General features: G+C 70.8%; 22 protein-coding genes. All 22 read right to left on the bottom strand.

Annotation, left to right across the window (positions count from 1 at the left end; genetic code table 11):
- Positions 1 to 11: 11 nt before the first annotated feature.
- Entirely contained in the window at positions 12 to 1,049 is a 1,038-nt protein-coding gene (locus ACFYWG_RS09105) for a DUF4872 domain-containing protein (RefSeq protein ID WP_389200221.1), read from the bottom strand.
- A 4-nt stretch (positions 1,050 to 1,053) separates the two neighbouring features.
- Positions 1,054 to 1,806 carry a DNA alkylation repair protein gene (locus tag ACFYWG_RS09100; RefSeq protein WP_389200219.1) on the bottom strand — a complete coding sequence of 251 codons (753 nt, stop codon included), beginning with the start codon at positions 1,804 to 1,806 and terminating at the stop codon, positions 1,054 to 1,056.
- Positions 1,803 to 3,302: a B12-binding domain-containing radical SAM protein gene (locus ACFYWG_RS09095; protein ID WP_383506353.1), complete on the bottom strand. Its 1,500-nt coding sequence runs from the start codon at positions 3,300 to 3,302 to the stop codon at positions 1,803 to 1,805. The genes ACFYWG_RS09100 and ACFYWG_RS09095 overlap by 4 nt, the downstream gene beginning before the upstream one ends.
- A gap of 15 nt (positions 3,303 to 3,317) precedes the next feature.
- Positions 3,318 to 4,151 (bottom strand): carbon-nitrogen hydrolase family protein, encoded by an 834-nt coding sequence (locus ACFYWG_RS09090; RefSeq protein WP_383506350.1) that lies wholly within the window; start codon positions 4,149 to 4,151, stop codon positions 3,318 to 3,320.
- Positions 4,151 to 4,858 (bottom strand): class I SAM-dependent methyltransferase, encoded by a 708-nt coding sequence (locus tag ACFYWG_RS09085; RefSeq protein ID WP_389200216.1) that lies wholly within the window; start codon positions 4,856 to 4,858, stop codon positions 4,151 to 4,153. Before ACFYWG_RS09085 ends, ACFYWG_RS09090 begins: the two co-directional genes overlap by 1 nt.
- The gene (locus tag ACFYWG_RS09080) at positions 4,845 to 6,227 is read right to left on the bottom strand and encodes a coproporphyrinogen-III oxidase family protein (RefSeq protein ID WP_385418677.1); all 1,383 of its coding nucleotides are present in this window, start codon (positions 6,225 to 6,227) and stop codon (positions 4,845 to 4,847) included. Before ACFYWG_RS09080 ends, ACFYWG_RS09085 begins: the two co-directional genes overlap by 14 nt.
- A complete protein-coding gene (locus tag ACFYWG_RS09075) occupies positions 6,224 to 7,198 on the bottom strand; it encodes an ABC transporter ATP-binding protein (protein ID WP_389200213.1) in 975 nt (324 codons plus the stop codon). The genes ACFYWG_RS09080 and ACFYWG_RS09075 overlap by 4 nt, the downstream gene beginning before the upstream one ends.
- Positions 7,191 to 7,967: an ABC transporter permease gene (locus ACFYWG_RS09070; protein WP_389200211.1), complete on the bottom strand. Its 777-nt coding sequence runs from the start codon at positions 7,965 to 7,967 to the stop codon at positions 7,191 to 7,193. Before ACFYWG_RS09070 ends, ACFYWG_RS09075 begins: the two co-directional genes overlap by 8 nt.
- Positions 7,967 to 8,818 (bottom strand): carbon-nitrogen hydrolase family protein, encoded by an 852-nt coding sequence (locus ACFYWG_RS09065; RefSeq protein ID WP_389200209.1) that lies wholly within the window; start codon positions 8,816 to 8,818, stop codon positions 7,967 to 7,969. Before ACFYWG_RS09065 ends, ACFYWG_RS09070 begins: the two co-directional genes overlap by 1 nt.
- Positions 8,815 to 9,996 carry a tyrosine decarboxylase MfnA gene (gene mfnA / locus ACFYWG_RS09060; protein WP_389200207.1) on the bottom strand — a complete coding sequence of 394 codons (1,182 nt, stop codon included), beginning with the start codon at positions 9,994 to 9,996 and terminating at the stop codon, positions 8,815 to 8,817. The genes ACFYWG_RS09065 and mfnA overlap by 4 nt, the downstream gene beginning before the upstream one ends.
- Position 9,997: 1 nt before the next feature.
- Positions 9,998 to 10,786 carry a carbon-nitrogen hydrolase family protein gene (locus ACFYWG_RS09055; RefSeq protein ID WP_389200205.1) on the bottom strand — a complete coding sequence of 263 codons (789 nt, stop codon included), beginning with the start codon at positions 10,784 to 10,786 and terminating at the stop codon, positions 9,998 to 10,000.
- The gene (locus ACFYWG_RS09050) at positions 10,783 to 11,718 is read right to left on the bottom strand and encodes a carbon-nitrogen hydrolase family protein (protein ID WP_383506327.1); all 936 of its coding nucleotides are present in this window, start codon (positions 11,716 to 11,718) and stop codon (positions 10,783 to 10,785) included. Before ACFYWG_RS09050 ends, ACFYWG_RS09055 begins: the two co-directional genes overlap by 4 nt.
- A 70-nt stretch (positions 11,719 to 11,788) precedes the next feature.
- On the bottom strand, positions 11,789 to 12,859 hold the full coding sequence (locus ACFYWG_RS09045) for a hypothetical protein (RefSeq protein WP_383506324.1): 1,071 nt from the start codon (positions 12,857 to 12,859) through the stop codon (positions 11,789 to 11,791).
- Positions 12,856 to 15,888 carry a flavin reductase gene (locus tag ACFYWG_RS09040; RefSeq protein WP_389200202.1) on the bottom strand — a complete coding sequence of 1,011 codons (3,033 nt, stop codon included), beginning with the start codon at positions 15,886 to 15,888 and terminating at the stop codon, positions 12,856 to 12,858. Before ACFYWG_RS09040 ends, ACFYWG_RS09045 begins: the two co-directional genes overlap by 4 nt.
- The gene (locus ACFYWG_RS09035; protein WP_383506318.1) at positions 15,885 to 17,387 is read right to left on the bottom strand and encodes a 4-hydroxyphenylacetate 3-hydroxylase N-terminal domain-containing protein; all 1,503 of its coding nucleotides are present in this window, start codon (positions 17,385 to 17,387) and stop codon (positions 15,885 to 15,887) included. Before ACFYWG_RS09035 ends, ACFYWG_RS09040 begins: the two co-directional genes overlap by 4 nt.
- 11 nt (positions 17,388 to 17,398) lie before the next feature.
- Positions 17,399 to 18,865: a hypothetical protein gene (locus tag ACFYWG_RS09030; protein WP_383506315.1), complete on the bottom strand. Its 1,467-nt coding sequence runs from the start codon at positions 18,863 to 18,865 to the stop codon at positions 17,399 to 17,401.
- A 7-nt stretch (positions 18,866 to 18,872) separates the two neighbouring features.
- Positions 18,873 to 19,121, bottom strand: coding sequence for a ferredoxin (locus ACFYWG_RS09025; RefSeq protein WP_376327197.1), 249 nt, complete (start codon positions 19,119 to 19,121; stop codon positions 18,873 to 18,875).
- Positions 19,111 to 20,490: a phenylacetate--CoA ligase family protein gene (locus tag ACFYWG_RS09020; protein ID WP_383506312.1), complete on the bottom strand. Its 1,380-nt coding sequence runs from the start codon at positions 20,488 to 20,490 to the stop codon at positions 19,111 to 19,113. The genes ACFYWG_RS09025 and ACFYWG_RS09020 overlap by 11 nt, the downstream gene beginning before the upstream one ends.
- Entirely contained in the window at positions 20,487 to 21,473 is a 987-nt protein-coding gene (locus tag ACFYWG_RS09015) for a BtrH N-terminal domain-containing protein (RefSeq protein WP_389200198.1), read from the bottom strand. The genes ACFYWG_RS09020 and ACFYWG_RS09015 overlap by 4 nt, the downstream gene beginning before the upstream one ends.
- Positions 21,460 to 22,137 (bottom strand): hypothetical protein, encoded by a 678-nt coding sequence (locus tag ACFYWG_RS09010; RefSeq protein ID WP_383506306.1) that lies wholly within the window; start codon positions 22,135 to 22,137, stop codon positions 21,460 to 21,462. Before ACFYWG_RS09010 ends, ACFYWG_RS09015 begins: the two co-directional genes overlap by 14 nt.
- Positions 22,134 to 22,823: a class I SAM-dependent methyltransferase gene (locus ACFYWG_RS09005; RefSeq protein WP_376327205.1), complete on the bottom strand. Its 690-nt coding sequence runs from the start codon at positions 22,821 to 22,823 to the stop codon at positions 22,134 to 22,136. The genes ACFYWG_RS09010 and ACFYWG_RS09005 overlap by 4 nt, the downstream gene beginning before the upstream one ends.
- Positions 22,816 to 24,873 (bottom strand): molybdopterin-dependent oxidoreductase, encoded by a 2,058-nt coding sequence (locus ACFYWG_RS09000; protein ID WP_389200196.1) that lies wholly within the window; start codon positions 24,871 to 24,873, stop codon positions 22,816 to 22,818. The genes ACFYWG_RS09005 and ACFYWG_RS09000 overlap by 8 nt, the downstream gene beginning before the upstream one ends.
- Positions 24,874 to 24,883: the final 10 nt, after the last annotated feature.

Below are 24,883 nucleotides of genomic sequence, written 5' to 3'. Positions count from 1 at the left end.
CGACCTCGCGTCTACAGAGGGGTGAGGGCGGTCAGCGCCCGCTTCTCGACGTCCGTCGCGGAGCGGGCCGTGTCCGACACGGCGTCCACGAGCGCGGTGAGGTCGCCCCGGGCGGTGACGGTCCCCGCCGTCAGCAGCGCGGATCCCAGGGTCGACCACAGCCGGCCGCTGTCGTGGAACCCGGCGGCCGCCTCGGCGTAGCGAGCCTCGCCGGTGCTGTCGGCGACCTTGTCCAGGTAGCGGCCGATCATCGGGCGGAACAGTCCGCCTCCCGTGCCGAAGGACTCGATCTGCCGTCCCAGGTGCAGCAGTTGACGCGCCAGGGCGTCGGTGCGTATCACCCGGCCGGTCAGGTCCACGTCCTCCACCTCGCCGCGTTTGGAGTCGGGCCAGGACGGGGCCGCCGCGGCGAGCTGCTTCATCCCGGGCAGGCCGAGGTTGCGGCTGCCGGGCTTGAGGACCTCGCGGCACAGCGTGCGCACGGCCACCGGACCGACGCGGTCGAGCTGCGGGGTGCGCCGCGGCGCGCCGAAGACGTAGACCCTCCAGTCCGGGTTGAGCGGCGGGGAGTTGCGGCTGGACCGGGCCGCCTGCAGCTCGGCCGTGCCCATGGAGACGGGCTCGTCGAACGCCGGGTCCGACACCTCGAACGCGTCGGCCCCGAGGGGACGGACGACGTTGACGAAGTACCCCCCGAAGGAGGAGCGCCCCTCCAGTCCCCAGTGCGGCAGCAGGCCGAGGTCGACGCGGGTCATGACGGCCGGCGCCGACTCCAGCAGCCCGGCCAGGCCGGCGCCGGACTTCGGGGCGTGGGGGACGACCTCGACGCCCATCAGCCGCACGGCCCGCAGCGGCATGACCGCCTGCTTGCCGACCACGATGTCCGGGGCGTTGCCGCTCGCCGGGAAGAACGAGAACCCGAAGCCCCCGTCGAGCCCGAACACGGTCTCCTCGTCCACCTCGTACCCGGCGGCCGCGAGGACGGCGCATTGGCAGGCCGACTCGCAGTGGAGGCCGCGCCGGTGGACGTAGCGGCCGGTCGCGTTCATGCCCTCACCCCTGTCCCAGTTCCATCAAGGACCGCCGCACCGGCGGGTCCATCTTCTCCACCGCGTACCGGAACGTGTCGCGGGGCATCTCCTCGTGCCAGGTGCGCAGGAACTCGGCCACCTCGTCGGGATGCGCCTCGGCGGTGACCTTGAGCAGCCAGCCGGACCCCTTCTGCACGTACACGTCCCGGTCGTGCATCAGCCGGACGCAGTTGCCGAAGACGTGCGAGGTCGGCAGCTCGAAGACCGTCCGGCCCACCTTTCGCCGCACGAACTTCACCACCGCCACGTTCGCCGCGCGCCGGACCCAGGGGGAGGGCGAGCCCACCCACTCCCGGGTGCGCGGGATCAGCTCCAGGTGCCCGAGGAAGAACGGGTAGAGCAGCTTCAGGCACATGTCGTCGCACTGCGCCCAGTTGGACACGTACGTCGCGAGCCAGTGCTCGCAGCGGTCGAGCAGTTCGGGGCCGAGTCCGGTCCTGGCGACCTTGTGCAGGACGGCGAAGCCCAGCAGCACCTCCTCGTGGTACTCGGCGCGGGCCAGCACCTCCTCGGCCAGCCGCAACCGCGTCGCGGCAGGGACGCCGGGCCGCTCGCGGAAGTAGTGGCCGGCGATCTCGGCCACGGCGGCGTTGCTGACGCCGAGCGCCTTGATCTCGTGCGGGAAGTACCGCTGCATGCGCACCGCGAACTCCGGGTCGGCGCGGGCGGCGAGCGCTTTCGCCAGGTCGTCGGCGGCGGCTGGGACATGGATCACGGGGTGCCGATCGTGAGTTTCAGGGGCTGGGCGGGGAGCGGTTTCGGGGCGCGTTCCAGGCGGGGTTTGCCTTGCATGACGTACTCGTACTCCTGTTGCATGTCGGCCACGGCCCGGATGGTGTCCCTCGAACGGTCCGTCAGGTTCTGCCCGCCCAGGCCCCACCACAGGTACCAGTTCTTGTGGCTCAGGTAGGCGTTGCGGACGAAGTCCAGCGTGTCCCGGTCGGCGAGGATCGCGGGCTCCACGTAGAAGGCCGGGACGAACGTGCCCTGGCCCTCTTGGAGGATCCCGGCCTTGACGGCCTGGCGCTGGAGTTTGGTGCCGCTGAGGATGCGGATGCCGAGGTTGGCGTAGATCTGGGCCGGGTTGAGGTGGCGCTCGGTGAAGCGGATGGACTCCCTGAGCGCCTGCGGGGTCTCCCCCGGTCCGCCGAGGAAGACGCAGTGGGTGTGCTCGATGGGGCTGGCCGTGAACAGGCGGTCGATCTCCAGGACCCGGGCCATGTCGAAGCCCTTCATCAGGTCCGCCAGGGCCTCGTCGGTGAGCGCGTCCGTGCCGAGGTCGACGCGGATGCAGCCGGCCGCGTGCAGCAGCTTGACGAACTCGGGTGTGACCGCGTTCGGCGTGAGCTGGCAGTACCAGGGCACGTCGAGCTTGGCGCGGATCATCTCCTCGCACACCTCGGCGGCGTACTCCATCGGGTAGTTGAAGGTCGCGTCGACGATCTCGAACTCCCGCACGGCCGGGTTGTCCGCCATGGCCCGCTGGATCTCGCCGACGACCTCCGCGGGTTCCTTGAAGCGGTCGCCCTTGCCCTCGGTCTTGCGGATGATGCAGTAGGAGCAGAACAGCTTGCAGCCCCGCTTGGTCTGCAGGGTCTCGATGGCCGGCTGGTGGTCGCGGGTGAGGTCGGAGGCCGCGGAGACGCCTTCCTCGAAGTAGCGGGGGTCGTACACGGACCGGTCGGGTTCGAGGGCGCCCAGGTCGAACGCCTGGCTCGACTGGTTCTGGCAGAACTTCCCGTTCTCGTCGAGGTAGCAGAGCCCCGATATCGACTCCAGGGGTCCGCCGGACTCCAGGTGGTCCAGCAGCTGGACGATGCCGGCCTCGCCCTCACCGGCGATGCCGTAGTCGGGCTGGGCGTACTCGAAGAACGACAGCGGCTCGACGGAGAAACCCGATCCGCCGAGGACGACGGTGGCGCTGGTGTACTTGCGGACGCACTGGACGATCTTCTCGGTCATCGGGCCGAAGAAGACCGGGTCGATGAACGTCAGGTTGTCCAGGTTGCGCACGGCGATGCCGACCACGTCGTACGTCTCGGCGGTCAGCTTCTCGCGGACCGCCTTCAGCTCGCGTGACTCCCAGAGCAGGTCCAGGACGTCGACGTGGTGCCCGGCGTGCTTGAGCGCGGCGCTGATGTAGGCCATGCCGATGGGCAGCGCCGGCCGCGGTACCCGGATCTTGTTGGTGGAGATGAGCAGTACGCGCATGGGCCTTCACTCTCGTCAGGACTGCCAGTACGTCGCCGGCTGCAGATCGCCGCTCAGGGTGGCCTTGGTGCGGTAGCGGCGCATGCGGTCCAGGTCGACCTCGACGACGCCGACGCCGGGCTCCTTGCCGAGGTCCACCATCCGTTCGTCGCCGTCGACGAAGTCGAACCGCTCGGCCTCCAGGAACAGCGGGTCCGCCAGGACCTGGCTGCGCCCCATGTAGCCGAATCCGGCGTACAGGTTGTTGCCGATGCCGGACGCGAAGGCCACCACGCACTCGGCGTCCACGGCCCTGACCGGCAGACGCATGTTCGCCACGTAGGCGAACATCTCCGGCACGAGCGCGGAGCACACGATGACGTCGACCCCGCGTCGGCCGTACTCCCGCGCGACCTCCGGGAAGTTGATGTCGTACCCCTGCATCAGCCCGATGCGGCCGAACTCCACGTCGAAGACCGGGTACTCCGATCCGCCGGTGAGGTAGCGGGCCTCCAGTTCGTGGCAGTGCACGCGCCGGTAGCAGCCGAGCACGGTTCCCTCGGGGCCGCACAGGACCGAGGTGCTGTAGTACCGGCCGTCGCCGCCGCGCTCCAGCAGGCCGGCCACGAGGTGCGCTCCGGCCTGCCGGGCCTGCGCGCACAGGAACTCGGTCTCCGGCCCCGGGACGGGCACCGACACATCGGCGACCTCCAGGATGTTGCCGGAGGTGGAGAACGCCTCCGGCAGGCAGATCAGGTGCGCTCCCTGGGCGGCGGCCTCACCGATGTAGTGCTCGGCGCGGCGCAGGTTCTGGGCCGGCTTGCCGAGCTTGGACTCCATCTGGACCACGGCGATCCTCGTTCCCGGCATCACATGCTCACCGGTTCGAGGGGGCGCGAGGAGATCACCAGGCCGAGGTCCTCCTCGGCCACCTGCCAGTCCGTCAGGCCCGCCTCCCGCAGGAGTGCGGCCGCCTCCTCGGGCGTGTAGGCGGCCTGCAGCGAGCGCATGAACTCCTCACCGCCCTCCTTCACGAACTGCAGGATGAAGGTGATGTGGCCCTCCTCGGCGTGCCGGTTCATGTCCTCGATGATCACGACGCCGTCGGGCTTGCAGATGCGGGCGCACTCCTTGAGCGTCTCGACGGGCCGGCGCCAGCGGTGCAGTGAGGAGAAGGAGAAGACGATGTCGGCGGAGTCGTCCGGGAAGGGCAGCCGGTTCAGCTTGGCCATCTCGAACTCGACGTCACCGGCGCTGTTGGCCCAGACGGCCAGCGTCAGGTTGTCCTCGGCGACATCCACCAGGTTCTGGTTCTCCTCCACGCCGGACACCGCGAGGTCCGGCAGCCTGCCGGCCACGTGCAGCGACAGCAGGCCGGTGTTGAAGCCGACCTCGACCAGGTCCGTCATGCCCTCGCGGACGTGGGCGAGGATGCGGTCGCTCGGCCGCTTGTAGGCCATCAGGGCCGAGCGGCGCATGCCCAGGTCGTAGAAGCGCACCTTGTCGATGTCGTCGTGCGGCGAGGCCTGCGGCACGCGCTCGCTCAGGTTCAGCAGTCGGGTCTCAGCAGTGGTCACAGCCGGCCTCCTCGTCCTTCGGGCGCGTGGTGAGCTGCAGGGGGATCGGCTGGCGCGAGATGAAGTCGGAGATGTCCGCTCCCAGGTGCTGCGGGTAGCGCCGGTACTCCGGCGAGTAGAACGCCTTGGAGATGTTGTCCAGGTAGTACCAGCCCTTGGGGCCGGTCACCTCGATGCCGTTCTCGTCGGCGGTGATCAGTTCCTTCTCGACGAGGTCGTCGATCTCGGCCCGGAACATCTCCATGAAGTCCACGCCGTGCAGGCGCCGGAACCGCTCGCGGTTGACGCGTCCGGCCTTGACGCCGAGGACCATCGAGCGCCGGATCGACTCCGCCTTGGTGATGTGCTTGCCCATGGAGATCGGCAGCCGGCCCTCCATCACCGTCTGGATGTAGCGGCCGATGTCGGGCTCGTTGAAGTACCAGTGGTCGCGCAGGTGCCCGGTGGCGGTGGGGCCGAGCGGGATGATGGGGATGTCCTCGCTCCACGACGTCTCGCCGTACTTGGGCTGGTAGCCGGGCTTGGCGAAGCAGTCGCCGTAGTAGCCCAGGAAGCCGTTCTTGGACAGCTTCTCCGCGGCGAACAGGAACATCTCGTCGACCACGGCCTTCTCCGGCACAGGCGGCAGCTTCCTGCGCTTGGTGGAGACCTGGGCGAACTCCATGTACGTGTAGAACGAGATGCAGGTGACCCCGAGGTCGATGGCGACGTCGAGGCTGTGCTCCCAGCTCTCCATCGTCTGCCCGTTGATGCCGTGCATCAGGTCGATGTTGATGTTCTCGAAGCCGCACCGGCGCAGCAGCCGGATGCTCTCCTTGAGCATCTCCGGGTCGTTGGGCCGGCCGATGTTCTTCAGCTCCTCGGGCACGAAGGTCTGCACGCCGAGGCTGATGCGCCGGATCCCGCGCTCCAGCAGGACGTTGGCCTTGCGCTCGGTGATGTCGACCGGGGTGGTCTCGATGGAGAAGTCCGCGCCCTCCTCGATGTCGAAGCTGCTGAACATGTGGCCGAGCAGGTCGTCGAGCTGGGGGGCGGTCAGCGCGGTCGGGGTGCCCCCGCCGATGTAGCCGAGGGTGATGACGTGGTCCTGGATGTAGGGCCGCTCGGCGTAGTTGGTGATCTCCGTCTTCAGCGCGTCGAGGTACGTGCGGGTGAGGTCGCGGTCCGTCTGGTGCTTGATGTAGGGGCAGCTGAAGCAGAGCCGGTTGCAGAACGGGATGTGGACGTAGACGCCCATGGGCTTGCGGGCGAACACCTCGTCCTCGTTCACCGGCACGTGCTTGGTCGGGTACTGCCGCACCCACTCGCTGTCGCGCTCCGGGTACTCCTTCCAGAACGGCATGCTCGTGGTCGTGGTGGTGATGCTCATGCGATGTCCTCCGGTTCGACTCGGTCGACGATGGAACGGACGACGTCCGCCAGAGTGGGCTGGAAGTAGGACGCGGAACGCAGTGCGAGGCCGGCGGCGTGGGCCCGGGCGACCACCTCGGCCAGGGTGCCCCGGTGGTCGCCGTCGGCCAGGTCCAGCCGCACGCCCTGCTCGGCGGTGACCGCGCAGCGGACGAGGCCGCCGGCTTCCGCCTGCTGCCGCGCCCAGTCGTGCAGCCGCGCGAGCTGCGTGTCGGCGAAGGCCTCGAGGATCAGGCTGGAGCGCTCGCCCCACCGGGTGACGGCGTCGAGCGAGGCGTCCTCGATCTGCCGGCCCTGGTGGAGCACCACGACCGAGTCGGCCAGCGCGACCAGCTCGTCCCGGTGATGGCTGGCGAAGAGGACCCCGACGCCGTCCTTCTTCAGGCCCGCCAGCAGTTCCAGCAGCGTCTCGCGCGCCGCCGGGTCGAGGCCGGTGGTCGGCTCGTCGAGGATCAGCAGGTCGGGGCGGTGCGCGACGGCGCAGATGACGTGCAGCTTGCGCTGGCTGCCGCCGGAGAGGCTGCGCACGTACTGGTGGCGGTGGCGCTCCAGACCGGCCAGGGCGATCAGCTCCTCGTACCGGCCGGGGTCGGCCCGCCGGAGCTTGAGCTGGTGCTTGACGTAGGTCTCGACGCTGACGCCGTCCGGGAGGTCCTTGGCCTGCTGGACGTAGCCGATGTGGCGGCCGACCTGGCCCCAGCGGCGGGGCGGGGTGCCGCAGACGCGCACCTCGCCGCCGGAGGGGCGCAGCAGGCCGGCGACCAGCCGGATGAGCGTGGTCTTGCCGGCGCCGTTGGTGCCGATGACGGCCACGCCCTCGCCCGCGTGCACCGAGAAGGTGAGGCAGCGCAGGGCGAAGTCGGGGCTCACCCGGTGGTCGAGGCGGGTGACCGACAGGACCGGTGCCGCGGTGCTCGGGGTGTCAGCCATGACCGATCCTCCTGCGGAAGGCCCATGCGGCGACGGACAGGGCCAGGAACGAGTAGGCCACCGCCAGCACCGACGCCCCGGTGGCCGAGACGTCCGGCGAGGTGGCAGCGCGGAACATGTCGACATGCACGGCGAGGGGCAGCTTGTCGAAGACGTCGCCCAGGGTGCCGAGGTTGTCGAGGGGGAAGAAGATGCCGGCGAAGTACATGAGCGGGATCACGATGATGTTGACCACCGCCGGGAAGGAGATCTCGTTGGTGTAGGTGGCGATGAGGATGCCGAGGCCGGCGAAGGCCGTGCAGGCGGTGAAGAAGCCCAGCGTGAACATCGGCACCGACGCGATGCGGGCGTCGAAGACGCCGACGCCGAGCAGCAGCACCAGCACGAACTGGAACAGGCACTTGAGGACGACGCCGATGATGCGGGCGAGCAGGAACCCCGAGTACGACAGGGGCGAGAGGATGAGGTCCTCGATGGTGCGGCGGTTGCGGTCGATGATGACCGTGTAGCCGACGGTGTAGGTGCAGCTGAACATGATGCCGGCGCCGATGATCCCGGGGAACACGAAGCCGAAGTAGGTGGCGGCCGTCGGTGCCGGGCTCACCATCTGGTCGGTCGCCGCCCCGAAGGCCAGCACCATCGAGACCGAGGTCAGCAGCGTCGACACCGCGAACAGGCGGTTGTCGAAGAACTGCCGCATGTCCATGACGACGAGGCCGAGCACGTCGCCGAGCCACCCGGACTCCGGCTGCATACGTGTGGCCCTCATCAGGCGCGCCCTCCGTGGATCGTGGTCCAGGTCGAGCGCAGGTCGTCGTGGAAGGGCAGCCCGGCGCGGACCTTGCGCCGCTGCCGCCAGTGGACGTCCGCGTGCAGGACGGCTTCCTGACCGCCCGGGGCGGCCTCGGCGAGGATGTCCGCGTCCGGGTCCTGGCGGGCGTCCTGCAGCAGGCCGTCGACGATCATGCTGCGGCCGACGTAGGTCATGTTCGCGAAGCGGTTCTCCCCCACTCCGCTGGCGAACACCAGCGCGCACTCGTTGTCCGCGGCCCGGGCCCGGCACAGGGAGCGCACGGGGTGCGAGAACGGCCCGAACAGGTTGGCCACGCACACGACGAGGTCGGCGTCCTGGGCGAGGTACTGACGGCTCGCCTCGGGGAACCGCAGGTCGTAGCTGACCTGCAGGCCGATCCGCCCGACGGGGGTGTCGATCACCTCGCCGGGCGAGCCGGTGGAGATGTAGTCCGACTCGCCCTCCCACACGCAGGCGCGGTGGTACCAGCCGAGCGGGTCCCCGCCGGGTCCGACGAGCACGGCGGCGTCGTAGACGTCCCGCCCCGCGGAGAGCAGGACGCCCGCGGCGATGTACAGGCCGAGGGTGCGGGCCTGCTCGGCGAGGAACGCGACGACCGGACCGTCCTCGCCGGTCGCGTCGGTGCGCAGGGTGGGGAAGTTCAGGCCGGTGGCGAAGGTGGCCGGCAGGCACGCCAGGTCGGCCTCCCTCTCGCGGGCTGTGGACAGCAGCTTCGCGGCCCGTGCCAGGTTGTCGTCCCGCTGCCCGGGCTCGATCCGCATCTGCAGGGCGGCGAGCCGGGTGCGGGCGCCGCGGAAGAGGCTCATCGGGGCGCCGCCTCGGCAGCCGCGTCCCGGCAGGCCCGTTCCAGCTCGGGGAGGAACTCGTCCACCGTCTTGGGTGTCACATGGCGGGTGACGACCAGCCGCAGGGTCTCGCCGAACCGCTTCGAGGTGGAGACGATCCAGCCGCGGGCCTCCAGCAGCTGGGAGATCCGCGCCGCGTCGGGCATCGTGACCACGACGATGTTCAGCTGCGGTGCGGTGAACAGTTCGTGTCCCGCCGCGCGCAACCCGTCCACCAGGTACCGCGTCACCTCGTAGTTGGTGCGGGTGAGGTCCAGGAAGCCGTCGCGCCCGAGGTGCTCCAGCACGGCGTACGTCGACACCGCGGCCGAGCCGGGGCGGGTGCCGAGCAGGGTGTGGTGGACCGGTGTGTCGATGAAGAAGGAGTCGACGGCGAAGCGTCCGGCGTCCTGCGCGCCGCGGAACAGGATCGCCCCGGCCGGGACGTTGGCCAGTCCGTACTTGTGCGGGTCGATGGTGACGGAGTCGACGCCCTCGACGGTGAAGTCGAACTGCGGCAGGTCGTGGCCGAGTTCGCGGGCGAAGGGAATGATGAATCCGCCGGTGGCCGCGTCGACGTGCAGGTGCACGCCCCGTCCCGCGACGACCGGCCCGATCTCGTCGACCGCGTCGACCACGCCGAACTCGCTGCTGCCCGCGGTCGCGACGACGGCGACGGTGTGCTCGCCGATGCTCCGGGCCACCTCGGCGGCCGGCAGCCGCAGGGACGCGTCGACCGGCACGACGACCGGTGTGAGTCCCAGCAGGGAGAAGACCTTGGTGAAGGAGAAGTGCACGGTGCTGCTGACGACGACTTCGGGCCGTTCGGTCAGCCTTCCCCGGGCACGGGCGGACTCGCGGGCCACCAGCATGGCGATGAGGTTCGCCTCGGTCCCGCCCGACACCAGGCTCCCGGACCCGCCGGGGTTGCCGAGCAGGTCGAGCAGCAGGGCGACGACCTTGCGCTCGATCCGCTTGGTGCCGCGGAAGATGCGCACGTCACCCAGATTGGTGTGCGCGGCGGCGGAGGCCATCTCCACACCGAGCGCGTGGGGTTCGGTGCAGATGGAGTTGAGCACCCTCTCCCACGGCACGTCGTCGGCCATCTCGGCGGCGATGCGCCGCCGGACGTCGGCGGCGGGGGCACCGGCTGCGCGCATCTCAACTCACCTGCGCCGTCAGGTCCGTGTACAGCTCGGTCCGGCGCGCCCACAGCCCGAACCACAACGTCTGCTGGAACCGCAGGTCGGGTTGGCGCAGGTGCCGGATCCGCTCCACGTCCCAGGGCGCCCGGACGACGCCCTCACCGGTGCCCGCCTCGACGGCGAACCCCTCGGGCACGGCGACGGCACTGCCTCCGCCGCAGCGTCGGCTCAGCGACCCGGCGAAGGCGACGGCGACGGTGTTGAGGGTCGCGATGCCCCAGACCGCGGCGCGCTGCGACTCCTGCTGCCGGCCGTCCAGCGACCCGGCGACCAGCAGCAGTTCGGCACCGGTCAGACAGGCGATGCGCGGCGGTTCGACGAGCCAGAAGTCCGGGCCGAGGAGCACCCCCACCGTGCCGAAGGGCGTCTCGACGACGGGGAAGTCGTCGCCGGTGCCGGTGGTCCCGTCGGCGAGGACCGGCCGTTCGACGCGGGCGCACTCCGACCCGCTCGGGTCCAGCAGCCTGGACACCTGCACCAGGGCGCCGTCCGGGCCTTCCTCCGCCCAGGACCCGGTGAGCACGTAGGTGCCGCGGGTGCGCGCCAGTGCCGACAGACGGGCCAGGCACCGCTCGCGCAGCGGCAGGGGCAGCGCCCGGACGTCGTCGCCGGTGGTGAACGCGTTCTCGGGCAGGACGACGAACGACGCCTCGTCGGTGACCAGGCCGTCCAGATCGTCGAGTACGGCGGAGGCCGTCGCCTCCGGTGTGGCCCGGCGGGCGTGCTGCGCTACGAAGATGGTCACGGACGAGTCCCCTCATGTGTGCTGGTCGCGGCGACGGGCCGGCCCTGCTGCGGGCCGCCGCCGGTGAGGCTGGCCCGCAGTTCGGCGGCGAGGTCCCGGTCCGCTCCGACGTACGGGCTCAGCAGCGCCCGGTACGCCTCGGGCCGGCGCAGCCGCTGCCAGCGGCGGCCGTCGCCGGGCGCGGGCTCCTCGATGTCGACGACCAGGGTCTCCGGCTCGTCGCTGCCCGCCTGCGCGATCACCCCGTCGGGGCCGGCGACCAGGCTGGTGCCGGCGAAGTGGATCTCCACGAGCCGGTCCCCGCGCTTGCCGCGGACGACACCGACCGAGCTGGCGTAGACGATGTTGACGTCGTTCAGGTAGGCCGCCGTGCGCAGGGCGTTCACCATGAGCGGCTGGTTCTGCCCGAGCGTGCCGCCGGGCACGAACACCGTCCGCGCTCCGGCCAGCGCGAGCATCCGGACGACCTCGGGGATCCAGAAGTCCGAGCAGACGGCGATGCCGATCCGGCCGAACTCGGTCGACAGGACGCCGAGGGAATCGGTCTGGCGGCACACCACCATCTCGTTGCCGAAGGCGTGTGCCTTGACCGCACGCCCGGTGATGACGCCCTGCCGGCCGATCAGCAGGGACGTGTTGCGGTACATGCCGTCCTGCAGGTCCTCGACGAGCGAGCCGAGCAGGATGTGGGTATCGAGCTTGCGGGCCAGGGACTGGAAGCCGTCGACGACCGGCCCCGGGATGGGTGTGTCGGTCAGCCCCCTGCGCCCGTCCTGCCCCGGCATGTACCACGGCGGGCCGAGCAGGAACTCGGGAAAGCACACCAGGTCGATGTCGCCGGCACCGCAGACGTCCTCGATCGCCTGGCAGGCGTTGCGCACGCCGTCTTCGTGGTCGTCGACCCACTGGGTCTGTACTACCGCTACCCTCATGCGTCTTGTCTCCTCGGGATGCCACCGGTGGATCGGCCGCGGCGGCTCGCCTGCCACGGCCGGGTGCGGGTCATGACGTGGCGGTGCTCCAGTCCTGCACGCCGACGACGGCGACCTCCGCCTCGACGCCGAGCGCCTCGCCGATGCCCCCGCGGACGGCCCGGCGCATCGCGTCCGCGTCGGGCGCCCGGGGGTCGGACACGGCGCAGGTCACGTGGAAGGTGCCGTCGCGCAGGACGCAGGCGAAGTGCGGCGCCAGGCGCCTGTGGCCGAACACGACCCGCTCCACGTCCAGCGCGGTGACCAGTCCGTCCGGTCCGCGGACCGCGCAGGACATGCTGCCGAGCGGTACCAGGACCCGGCTGGCGGAGCCGCAGTCGCACCGGTGGTCGGCCGGCCGCAGCTCGGCGGCCTCGCCGGTCGGGACGCCGTCCAGGAGCAGTTCGCCCCGCCGGCCGCCCCGTACCTCCGCGCGCAGCCGGTGGTCGCACAGGTGCAGCGCGCCGTGCTCGCAGGCCACGGCGACCGTCGGAGCCGAAGGTGTCCCGTAGAGCGCGCAGGTGCGCGCCGCCCAGGTGGCGCCGATGCGCTCGAGGCGCTCGCTGGAGCAGGCCTCGCCCACGCAGACGATCGTGCGGACCGTCGTGTCCTGCGGCGGCTTGCCGAGGGACACCGCGAGGCCCGCCAGTTCGGCGGCGAAACCCGGCGAGCACACCAGTGCCGTCACCTCGTACTGCTCGATCAACCCGAGCAGGCGCGGCATCGGGCAGATGGTGCCGCTGGTGCCGACGCTGATCACCGAGGCGCCGACCATCTCGATCACACGGTCCACCTCGGCGCCGATGAACGACAGTTCGTACGGCACGGCCGAGACGACGACGTCGTCCTCGGTGAGCTGCCGGCCCAGAGCCAGTGTGAGGTCGATCTGGTTGCGGATCCATTCCTCGCGGGTCAGTACGACCGGCTGCGTTCCGCCCGACGGGTGGGCCCGCTCGCCGTAGCGGGCGCGGGCACCGCTGCGGCCGTCCGCGCCGGCGAGGGCCCGCGCCGGGTCGCGGGCGTCCCGTGCGTCCTGGGCGTCGCGGACGAGCAGGTCCAGGAACTGCTCGTAGTGCGCCGTGATGGACGTGGCCGTCGTCACCGGGCCTCCGCTTCCCGGGCGAACCGGCGCCACCCGTAGTCGTCGAGAACGCTGTCGCCCTGCCGGGCCCGCATCAGGGGCCGTCGGCCGGTGCCGGTCTCCAGGTCGGCGCTGACGACCGTCGCCAGCACGAACTCGTGGTCGCCGATCCGGTAGGACGACTTCAGGTCGCAGTCGATGGTGCCGAGGGCGTCCGGGAGCCGTGGGCAGCCGTTGGCCGAGGGGGTCCAGGCCAGGGCGTCGAAGCGGCTGTCCGGCCTGCCCTGTGAGAAGGCCTCGGAGACGTCTCGCTGGTCCTCGCCGAGGATGTTCACGCAGAAGCGGCCGGTGTCCGCGATGGCGTTCCAGCTGGTGCTGCCGGCGCGCACCAGGAAGCCGATCAGGGCGAGTTCGTCCGAGACGACCGTGAGGGAGCCGATCACCAGCCCGTAGGGGGTCGGCTGCTTCCGCTGGGACTGCCGGGTGGTGCCGGCGACCACCGTGACGGCCCGGGGCAGGAGTTCGCCGATGACGCCGAGGTCCGGCGCCTCGACGGCCCGCGAGCCGTCCTCGGCCGGCGCGGGCGGCGCCGCCGCGGGTTCGTCGCGCAGTCGGCGCACGAACCGGCCGGTCACGCTGTCCGGGTTGTCCGCGAGGGCCTCGGGCGTCCCGCTGTGCACGACCCGGCCGCCCTCGCGGCCGGCGCCGGGTCCGAGGTCGACGACCCAGTCGGCCAGGGCGATCACCTTCACGTTGTGCTCGATGACCACGACGGTGTTGCCGGTGGAGATCAACCGCTCGAAGAGGGCCAGCAGATGGCGGATGTCCGCGGTGTGCAGTCCTCGGGTCGGCTCGTCGAAGATGAACAGCGTGCGGCTGCGGCGCTGCTTGAGCAGCTCGCCCGCCAGGTTGAGCCGCTGTGCCTCGCCGCCGGACAGGGTGGTGGTCGAACAGCCGAGTTGCAGGTAGCCCAGACCGAACTCGGCGAGGACGCGCAGCGCTTGGACGACCTTGGGGCTGCTGTCGGCGTCGAACCACGCGAGGGCGTCCTCGACGGTCATGGACAGCACGTCGTGGATGTTCCTGCCGTTCAGCCTGACGTCGAGGACGTGCTCCTGGAAGCGGCGGCCCTCGCACTCGGGGCAGACGACGAATTCGCTCTTGAACAGGGTCATCTCGATCTCGGCCAGCCCCAGTCCCTTGCAGGGCTCGCACCGGCCGCCGGCGACGTTCGGGCTGAACTCGCCCCGTCCGAGACCGCGTTCGACCGCCTCGGCGCTGGCGGCGAAGGCGTCGCGGATGTGGTCGCTGATGCCGATGCAGGTGACGAGCGTGCTCCGGCTGGAGCGGCCGAGCGGTCGCTGCTCGACGTGGATGACGTCGTCCAGGAACTCGGCGCCCTGGACGCCCGTGCCGCCGGCCGCCGTACCGGCCCGCCGCTGGGCGACGGCCCGGGAGACCGCGGCGTGCAGGCCGGCCACCAGCGAACTCTTGCCCGCGCCGGACACCCCCGAGACGCAGGTCAGCGCGCCGAGCGGGAGTCTGGCGGTCTGGTCGAGCACGTTGTTGCGGGTGATGCCGCGCACCTCGAGCCAGCGCGCGCCGGAGAGGTCCGTGGTGGTGCGGGCCGGTCCGTTCGAGGCCATGGCGGTCGCCGTCGGGGAGCCGGGGCACGTCAGCAGGTCGGCGAAGCGGCCCTCGAAGACGATCTCACCGCCGCGGGTTCCGGCGCCGGGTCCCAGTTCGACGATCCAGTCGGCGGCCCGGATCACCGACTCGTCGTGCTCGATGACGATGACGGTGTTGCCGAGGTCGCGCAGGCGCCGCAGCGAGTCGAGGATCCTGCCGGTGTCGGCCTCGTGCAGGCCGGCGGTCGGCTCGTCCAGCACGTACATGACCCCGGTCAGGTCGCTGGCCAGGTGCTGGGCGAGCAGCAGCCGTTGCAGTTCACCGCCGGAGAGGGTGGTCACCGGCCGCCGCAGCTGCAGGTGCCCCAGGCCCACGTCCTCGATGTTCGCGCTCTGCTTGACGATCGCGGTGGCCAGTTCGCGGACCTGTGCCGGGACCTTGCCGGAGGTGAGTCCCTCGCGCAGCCGGACGATCGAGCGGGACAGTTCGTCGCCCTGGAAGTCGGGGAAGGTGTGCCCGGCCACCGTCGCGCGCAGCGACTCGGGGCGCAGCCTGCCGCCGTGGCACGCGGGGCACTCCTCCCGCCCGAGGTAGTTGATGAAGGCGTTCTTGCGGGCGGCCGACGAGGCGTTGCGGTACGCCCGCTCCAGGAAGCCCAGGATGCCCTCGAAGCGGACGTCGTTGGTGACCTTGCGGATCTTGAGCGTGTAGACGGTGTCCGAGCCGTGCAGCACCCGCTCGGTCTGCTCCGGGCCGAGCTTCTCGAACGGCACGTGGAGGTCCAGCCCGATGTCGGCGGCCATCGCCTCGAAGGCCTTGCGGACGTTGGGCACGGCGAAGGTGCCCGGGTCGGCCCCGTCCCAGATCTCGGTGAGCGTCTTCGACCGGTCCGGGATGATCTTGTCCAGGGAGAAGCCGACGAGTTCGCCGATGCCGTCGCACTGGAGGCACTTGCCTTCCTTGCGATTGGGGCTGAAGTGCTTGGCGGAGTGCGGCTCGGCGAAGCAGCCGCAGTCGTCGCAGAACAGGTCCGCGCCGGTCGGGCCCAGGCAGGCGGGGCAGACCGGACGCGAGCCGGCGCCGAACAGCAGCCGGTACAGGCCGTCGAGTCCGGTGAGGGTGCCCACGGTGGAGCGGGGGTTGGAGGAGCCGCCGTCACGCTGGCGCAACGCCACCGGCGGCTGCGTCCCCGCGATCCGGTCGAACTGGTAGTCGCCGTCGCCCATGTCGAGGGACTTGCTGGACAGGGCCCCCAGGTAGAGCGTCTTGGAGTGCTCGAAGAGGGTGTCGATGACCAGGGACGACTTGCCCGATCCGGAGACGCCCGCGGCGACGACCAGCTGTCCCTTGGGAAAGGAGACGTCGACCGACTTGAGGTTGTGGGTCGTGACTCCTTCGAGCCGGATGCTGTCGAGACTCATGTGTGGTCGCTCCGCCCTTCGGCCAGGTCGCGGGCCCGGTCTTCGCAGCGCCGCAGGTCGGGGTAGCGGCTGTAGAGCATCGAACGGACCCGGGCGGGGTCGCCGCGGTTCCACGTCTCGTACAGCTCCTGGCGCATGCCGAACCGGTCGACGGCCAGGTCGGCGGCGAGCCGGAAGATCCGCGACTTCTCGTCCACGCCCATCTCGCGCCCGCACATGTAGGTGTCCAGCACCGCGCGCAGTTCGGACGTGGCCAGGTCGGCCTCCGAGGGCTGCATGATGAGGCCCGAGGCACCGATCTGCCGGATGATCTCCGAGGCCCGTGTGGAGAAGCGGCCGGCGACGGCGTCGAGCGCGGCGGTGGAGCCGGGGGCGAGCAGGCCCGAGGCGGTGGGCCGGCTCTCGGCGTCGACTGCGGCCAGTCCGAGCCGGACGATCTCCACGTACGAGGTGAGTTCGCCGAGCAGGTCGGTGACCTGCCGGAAGGAGGCGACGCCGATGGCCTGCGCGAGCAGCGACGCGACCCCGAGCATGGTGCGCAGCCGGTGGTAGTAGCGCACCTGGCCGGTGTACAGGGACCACTTGTTCAGCTCGGCGAAGCCCCGGACGGCCGTCGGGGAGTCGTCGAGCAGGAACACCCGGTCCATGGGCACGAACACGTCGTCGAACACCAGCATGGCGTCCTGCTCGTCGTAGCGGGCCGAGAGGCCGCCGGAGCTATCGGCGTACGACGTGCGGCACAGGACGCGAAGGCCCTCACTCGCCAGGGGCGCGGCGAACCAGCAGACGTAGCCGGGGTCTTCGCGCAGGTAGTTGGCGGGTGAGAGGTAGATGAGCACCTCGTGGGCGTACGGCGCCAGCGTGGCGATCTGTTTGGCGCCCCGTACGACGATGCCGTCGGCGCCGCGGCGTACCACTCTCAGGCCCAGCTCCGGCCGGTCGGCGGGCGTGGCGGAGCGGTCGATCTGCGGGTCGCCCAGGCCGTGCGTCAGCGTGAGGTCGCTCTCGCGGCAGCGGTGGTAGTAGTGCTCCGCGTTGCGCCCGAAGTCGTCGTTCACCTTGGCCAGTTCGAACCGGAAGTCGTACAGGCCGACCACGACGTTCGACATGAAGTCGGGGATCCGGGAGAGCTGGCCGTGGGAGGCCTGGGCCCACCGGTGGGAGTTGGCCCACTTGCGGCTGAGGCCGTCCCGGTCGGCGGGTGCCAGGTACGAGAGGCTGACGGGGTTGCCGGTGGTCTCCGACCGGTACAGCATCTCGTCCGCCCGGTCGGGCAGGTGCTGGGCGTCGTACAGGCCGGCCAGTGTGGTGAGCATGGGCCGGAAGCCCGGGTCGCCCGTCACGTCGACGCGGCGGCCGTCGCTCCAGATCTCCCGCTCGTCCTTGAGGCTGGCGATGTACTCGGCTCCCCGCCAGGCCCCGGTGAGGGAGCCGGGCGCGGTGGGGGTCTCGTGGGTGGGCATGACGCTGTCAGAGGCCGTGGGTCCTGTGGTGGTCACCGTCCGCGCTCCTACGGGTTCCGCTCGGCCGCACCCGACCGGAAGGGCTGGTAGCTCTGCTCCTGCACCTGCGGGAAGTACTCGCGTGTCGCCTCGCCCACGACCCGCATCAGCTCGGAGTCGAGCGAGCTGGGGTCGGTGATGAGCTTGGCCAGCGGCGAGTCCGGCACGGCGTTCGTCAGGGGCGTGCGGCGCGCCCGGTGGATCGTGGCGAGCGCGTGCTGGGCGTTGGCGGCGTCCCGCATCTTGTAGACGGCCTGCGGCCCGTCCGGAATGCCGATCATGGACTTCGTGCCGCCGCTGCCCAGGCAGTTGCGCGGCATGTGCAGGTGCTCGTGCCGCCACTGCTGGTGGGCGGAGTGCAGCTTGAACGCCTGGTCGACGACGGTGTGCCGCAGCCATGCCGCGGGGTCGTCGTGCCGGCGTGCGTCGATGTCGCGGAGGGTCTCGTCCAGGGACGCTCCGCCGAGCGAGTGCAGCCATGCCTCCAGGTCGTTCCACATGTGCTTGAACAGGTCCCGGAACATGTGCTGCTTGATCGACAGGGAGTGTGTGCCGCTGGCGGGCCCGAGGTTGGTGCGGAAGCCGTGGTACTCCCCCGTGGCCAGGTGTTCGGCCATCACCCGCTGGGCCTCGACCACCGGGTCGAGCAGTTCCCGGCAGGCCGTCAGGTGCTGCGCCGCCCGGCTGAGGGCCCGGGCACGGATCGCCCTGATCGCGACTTCCAGATGGTCGTTCGCCTCGGCGCACAGGATCTCCGGCACCTGGTGCAGGGCGACGAACTCGCCGTGCAGCGTCGCCGGGTCCAGCTCGGTCGCGGCGACGGCTCGGGCCAGGGTCTCGCAGGAGATCAGCTCGTCGGTGCTCCGGCCCGCCCCGATGGGCACGGCGGTGAGGTCGCTCTCCCACTTGGTGGCGTCGTGGCACCCGGTCCGGATGCCGTGCAGGACGCGGTACAGCGAGTCGTCGATGCTCTTGGTGGCGATGGTGGTGCGGGTCAGCTCGGGCGCTCCGGTCAGCAGCGCGCCCTTGGCCACGTCCTCCAGGCCCCGCAGGGACTCCACGTAGGCGGCGTAGCCGGCGGACTCGGAGATGCTGACGGCCGCGGGCCCCGCGGCCGCGGCGGCCCCGAAGACGCTGCGCACGTCGAACGCCACGGTGCCGAGCCGGCGCAGCAGCCGGTGGAAGCCGACGGCCCACTGCACGTAGCGGGAGGCGGCCGGCACGTCACCGGCCAGCAGGCACTGCTGCGTCCTGCCCGCCAGGCGGGCGAGGTTGAGCAGGCACACCTCCGCCGCCTGGAGGACGGCGCACACGGTGGAGTCGTAGCTGCCCTCCGGCACCCCGCGTGCGGCCCGTGCCTCGCCGAGCAGGTCGATGCGGTGCAGCTGGTCGTAGCTCTCGGCCACCGGCCCCAGTGCGGTCGTCTTCCGTCCGGCGCACATGTCGGCTGTCACCGGATCGTCCAGGCTTGCCATTGCGCCATCACTCCTCGCTGGGTGCCGCTGAGTACCGGATCGATTCGGTGGGACATGAGTCGAAGGCGTCGAGGACTCGTTCGAGTTCGTCGGGTGTCTCGGGTTGTTTGCACACGTAGTGGACGTCGTGGTCGAGGTCCGCGTCGAAGTTGTCGGGTGCCAGGTCGTTGCAGAGCTTGCAGTCGATGCAGGTGTCGTCGATCTCGAAACGCCCGTCGATGGGAACGCGCGTGGGGAGCGGCAGTTCAACTCTCACGGGCGGTTCCTCCTCCCCCGTAGGCACTGAAGTTGCGCATCGTCGGTTTGGCCGAGGTCCGCAGCGCCGTCTCGAACCGCTCGGTGTCCAGCACGCCGAAGCGGGTGGACGCGCCGAGGCGGTTGCGGACACCGGCCGTCACGGCAGCCCGGGTCGCCTCGTCGGAGCCGGACGGCGGCAGGGCGATCTCCAGCACGTCGCCGTCGACGTCGAAGGCGAAGTAGTAGGGGCCGGTGGTCATGGCGCCCAGGACGATGTCCTCGATCTCCAGCTGGGACGTCCAGCGGTCACCGACGGGGATCCGGTCGCCGGTCCGGCCGCGGTGCTGCAGCCGGCGCAGCGGGGACCCGCACGCGCAGGGCGCCGCCTCGATCCGGCACACGTCGCCGGTGCGGTAGCGCAGCAGCGGCATGGCCCGGCTGGCCAGGGTCGTCACGGCCAGCTCCCCGACGGAACCGTCCGGCAGCCGCTCGCCGGACTCCTGGTCGACCACTTCGAAGTAGGTCCGGGTCTCGACCAGGTGCAGTTCCCGCTCGCGGCAGAACATGGCCAGCGTGTTGGTCTCGGTCATGCCGAACATGGAGTAGGCGACGGCGCCCCACTGGTCGGCCAGGCGCCGCTTCTTGGCCGGCGACGCGCCCTCTCCCGCCATGAGGATCTTCGAGACTGAGAGGTCGACCCGCGGGTCGATGCCGCGGCGGCGGGCGATCTCGCCGAGGAAGAGCGCGCGCGTGCCGGAGCACACCAGCGTCGTCGCGCCCGAGCGCCGCAGGGCGTCGACCATCCGGTCCGGCGTGCAGGACGGCGAGGCGGCGCCCAGCGGCACGATCGTGCAGCCGAGGATCTCGACGGCGCGGTCGAGGTCCTGGCCCACTCCGGCCAGTTCGTAGGGGACGGCGATGGCCGCGATGTCGCGTTCGTCGAGGACGGCGGACAGCAGCCCGGCGACGGTGAGGTTGTTCTCCAGCCAGTCCGCCATGGTGAAGAAGGCCGCGATCGGGCGCCCGTTGCCGGTGCCGGAGCTCTCGTCGAACCGGATCACCTCGCGCCGCGGCACGGCCAGCATGCCCAGCGGGTAGGCCGCGGACAGGTGCTCCCGCCTGGTGAAGGGCAGGGCTTCGAAGGCGTCCGGACGGCCCTGCGCGGCCGCCCGGGCGGTGTCGGCGGGGACGAAGGCCGCGTAGAACGGCGAGTTGCGGCAGGCGTGTTCCACGGTCGCGGCGCGTGCCTGCGCCACCCAGGCGTCCAGTGCGGCGCGGTCCAGGGCGGTGACGGCGGCGACCTTGCGTGCGATGCCGACCCGGGAGACGAGGGTGTCGCGCAGTCTGGTGCGCGGGTCGTACCCGGCCGGCCGGGCGATCGTGGTCATCGGGAGGCCTCCTCGAGCCGCGCCATCGCCGCCCGCTCCTCGGTCGCCAGGCCGTCCAGGACAAGGGCCGCCTCGTCGAGGGCCTGCCGGGCACCGGAGTCGTCGGTGTCGCGCAGCAGGTCGGCCACGTCCGTCCAGCGGCGGGCGATGCGGCGGTACTCGACGGCGAGGTCGTCGTAGGCCGCGATGCCGGTCAGCTCGTGCGCCTCCTCGAGGAACTGCGCCCACAGGGTGCGGAAGAGTCCGCCGCCGGTCCCGCCCTCCTCCATGCTGGTGCCGACCGCGGCCATCGCCTCCACGGGACGGTCGAGGCGCTCGTGCCACCCGCGCATCAGCCGGCCGGCCTTCGCGATGCCCTTGTAGCCCATGTTGGTGATGGGCGGCGTCAGGAACTCCCGTGCGGTGGCGAGGATCGACGCCTGGCACGCCTTGGCGAGGATCGACTCGTCGTATCCGCGCGGGTCCACCCGCACCGACAGGTTGCGCGAGGACATCGGCCCCTTGGCGGCCCGGGCCCGGGCGAGGCTGTCCCGGGAGGTCGACTGGACGCCGAGCGAGCGGGTCTCGACGACGACGAACCGGTCGTCCTCGTAGCCGATGCAGGCGAGGTAGTGCGCGGCGAAGTGGTGGTTCTCGCGGGCGTAGTCGAGGTGGTAGCGGTCGAGTTTCAGCCCCACCACGTCGCCCTCGTCGAGCGCCCGGACCAGGGTGTCCTCGGCCTTGGCCGGGGAGGTCGTCTCCTGGGTGCGCAGGTCGAGGGAGAGCGCGTCGGCGACGTTGCGCATGAGGTGGTCGGGCTTGACGCGGCCGGCGAGGAAGGGGCTGGGCATCTGCTGCGAGTGCCAGTACAGGAACGACAGGCCCTGCCCCAGGCCGAAGATGAGCGGCTCGCTCAGCTCGATGTCGTGGTTGCGCAGCATGTTGAGCAGCGCGGTGGACTCGCAGTGCTCGCCGGAGTACGGCGAGATCTCAATGACCGCCATCGCCGTGCCCCGTTCCGCCGCGCGGCGCCTCGTGGACGATCTCGAGCACGGAGCCGCTGTCGTTGTTGCGCAGGTGCCCGTAGGTGTGGCCCAGTTCGTCGGCCTCGGTGAACGCGATGTTCTCCAGGTGGTCGACGTCCCGGTCGAGGACGTCCAGGAGGTAGCGCACGTCGTCGTCGGTGTGCACGTCGATGGCGACGTGCGACATGAGCCGCCCGCGTTCGGCGGCGGGGCGCCGTGCCCAGGGCCCGAAGCGGCGGCAGGCGAACATCTCGACGACGCGTCCGTCGGCGAGTGTGATCGAGTTCCACCAGCCCGGTGTGCCGTACTGGCGGGGCGAGATGTACGACGGACCCATCTCGACGGTGGTGACGAGGCCGGACGCCCGGTGGTCGTTCAGGTAGGCGTTCCAGTGGAACACCTGCTCGTCGCTGTCGTAGTCGCCCATGTAGATGCCGACGTGGTTGACCCCGGCGAGCTTCTCCACGACGTGGTCCGGCGCGTAGCCGCACCAGGCCGACAGGTATCGACCGCAGTCGAGGTCCTTCCACGCGCTCGACGTCGTGAGGATCTCCTGCCAGGACCCGTCGAAGCCGGCGCGGTCGGGGAAGCGACCGTCGCGCGTGGCGGTGATGGCCGGGGAACTTCCCGCGCGTGCGTTCATGGCGCTTCCTTCCTGCCCGTGATGACGATCCCCATCTGCACTTCCGTCACGACGGCCGTGCCGAGCGCGGTCTTCGCCAGCAGTTCCTCGACCTCGCTCCTGATGTAGGAGGAGCGGATCGAGGTGCGAAAGCCCGGGCGCATGTCGGCCGCGATGTTCGCCTTCATGAACTGGAACGTCGTCCGGTCGACGTCCCGGCGCAGGTCGGAGACGCAGTAGCGGCCGCCCGGCTTGAGCACGCGGTGCATCTCCGTCAGGGCGGTCACCGGGTCCGCCCACTCGTGCAGCGACGAGGCGCTGATGACGTGGTCGAAGCGGTCGTCCTCGAACGGCAGGGCCAGCACCGTGCCGCACTCGTAGGCGCAGCGCTCGGTGACGCCGTACCCGTCTGCGTTGGCGCTCGCGCGGCGGAGCATGGCCGGTGAGATGTCGAGGCCGACGAGCCGGGCGGAGTCGCTCGCCCGGGTGAGCCATTCCAGGCCCAGATAGCCCGGGCCGCATCCGAGTTCCAGGACCTCGCCGGAGTCGATCTCCGCCGCCAGGATGTCGTCGATCTTCTCCCGGAGCCAGCCGTTGTCCCGGATGTGGCGCTGCATCTCGTCGTATTTGAGGGCCAGTTCGTCGCCCTGGAGGCCCTCGTCGGTCTCCGGCACCCGGGCGGCGACGGTGCCCCGCGCGCTAGCCATGGTCCTGCCCCGGCCGCCGTATGCCCACTGCTACACCTCTCATCGTGGCGCTCCCCATGTGCACGTCGGAACGGTCGTTGGTCGTCAGGAGATTGACCGAGGATCTGAGTGACTCGTCGATCGAGGGTTCGTCCGGATACCACCAGCCGGCGTCCGCCACCAGGACGTTCGGTGCGACGGAGTCGGAGATCCTGACCGTCAGGCGCACTCCGCGCGCGCCGGCCCGGGTGAAGAGTTCCGCCTCCTCGCCGTCCGCGAGCCCTTCCCGCTTCGCGGTGTCCGGGTGGACGGTCACCCGGGCCGCGGTCTGGCCCCGCGAGGTGGTCGGCAGCTGGTGGAACTCGGTGTTGTAGAACCGGCGCGGGTGTGCGCTGGTCATCGTGTACGGCAGGGCGGGGTCCGCCTGCGGGGGGTGCCGGTGGACGGGGAAGGGCTCGTAGCCCATGGCCCGCAGCCCGTGGTGCATCAGGTTCACCCGCCCGGACCGCGTGCGGAATCCGCCCTCGCGGTACTTGCGGTACCGCTTCTCGTTGCGGAGGTGCCCGATCTTCGCGAACTGCTGCCAGGTGAGGTCGAGTCCGGCGAGTTTGGCGTCGAGGGCGGCTTCGACGGAGGGGTGGAAGTGCTCGCTCAGGCCGAGCCGTTGCGCGAGTGCGAGGATGATCTCCTCGTCCGAACGGCAGCCCTCGACCGTGGCGATCTTCTGCCGGGCCGCGATGTAGGAGTTGAACTCGACGATCTGGTCCCGTTCCAGCCAGCTGGAGGTCGGCAGGACGATGTCGGCGCAGCGGGCGGTCGGCGTCATGAACAGGTCGCACACGACGACCAGGTCGAGCTTGCCGAGGGCGGCGCGGACCCGTGCGGTGTTCTCGTGCGAGGCCAGGATGTTGCTCCCGAAGACCACCAGTGAGGTGACCGGGTACGGCCGTCCGGTCAGGACGGCTTCGTGCAGGTCTCCCGGCGCCACCCAGCCGGACATGGAGAGGATCTTGTGCTTGTCACCGCCGATCCGCTTCCTCGCCTGCTCCTCGGGGAGCAGGTCGGAGCGGGGGAAGGCGCGCCGGCCCTCGATGGGCATCGGCTCCCAGATCACGTCGCCGCCGGGGGCGTCGATGTTTCCGCAGATCGCGGCGAGGAGGGCGATGGCGCGGTGGGTGTCGAAGGAGTTCTCGTTCTGCGAGAGCCCGGTACCGGCCTCGATGCACGCCCTGGAGGCCTGGGCGTAGGAGCGGGTGGCCTCGACGACGAGCCCGGGTTCGAGTCCGGTGATCCGCGCGACCCGGTCGAGGTCGTAGGCCTTGACGTGCTCGGCGAGTTCGTCGAAGCCGGAGGTGTGCGCGGCGACGAAGTCGTGGTCGTACCAGCCCTCGTCTATGACGATCTTGATCATGCCGAGGGCGAGGGCGCAGTCGGTGCCCGGCTGGATCGCCAGGTGCAGGCCGGAGCGGGCGGCGGTCCGGGTCCGGCGGGGATCGACGGCGATGACGCGGCTGCCCCGTTCCACGGCGCGCAGGAACTTGATGCCGATCACGCCGTCGGAGTGGGTGTCCGGCTTGTTGCTGCCCCACAGCAGGATGACCTCGGGGTCGCCGTCGTAGTCGCAGAACGTGAAGGCGCCGTAGGTCATGATCGAGGCCATGACCCGCGGGTAGAAGCAGACGTGTGCCGGGCCGACCACGTTCGGGGTGCCGATCGCGTTGGCGAGCCGGAACACCCACTCCTGGTAGTTGCGATCGGTCCCCTGGGCGAGGACGACGGATTCGGGGCCGTGCCGGTCGATGGTCGCGGTGAGCTGCGCGGCGACGCGGTCGAGGGCGGCTTCCCAGCCGAGGGGTGCGAACGTCCCCGAGCCGCGCGGGCCGGTCCGCACCAGGGGTGTCGTCAGCCGGTCCGGGCTCTTGAGCAGGTCCAGTGACGCCTTGCCCTTGATGCAGAAGTAGCCCTCGCTGGTGGGGCTGTCCGGGTCGCCGTGGATGTCGACGGGCACACCGTCCCGGAGTTCCACGAGGGCGCCGCACCCGCCGTGGCACATGCGGCAGACGGATTTCACACGGGTGACG

The sequence above is a fragment of the Streptomyces sp. NPDC003456 genome, from assembly GCF_042878735.1.
Lineage (GTDB): Bacteria > Actinomycetota > Actinomycetes > Streptomycetales > Streptomycetaceae > Streptomyces.
This window is presented reverse-complemented; position numbering and strand designations above follow the sequence as displayed.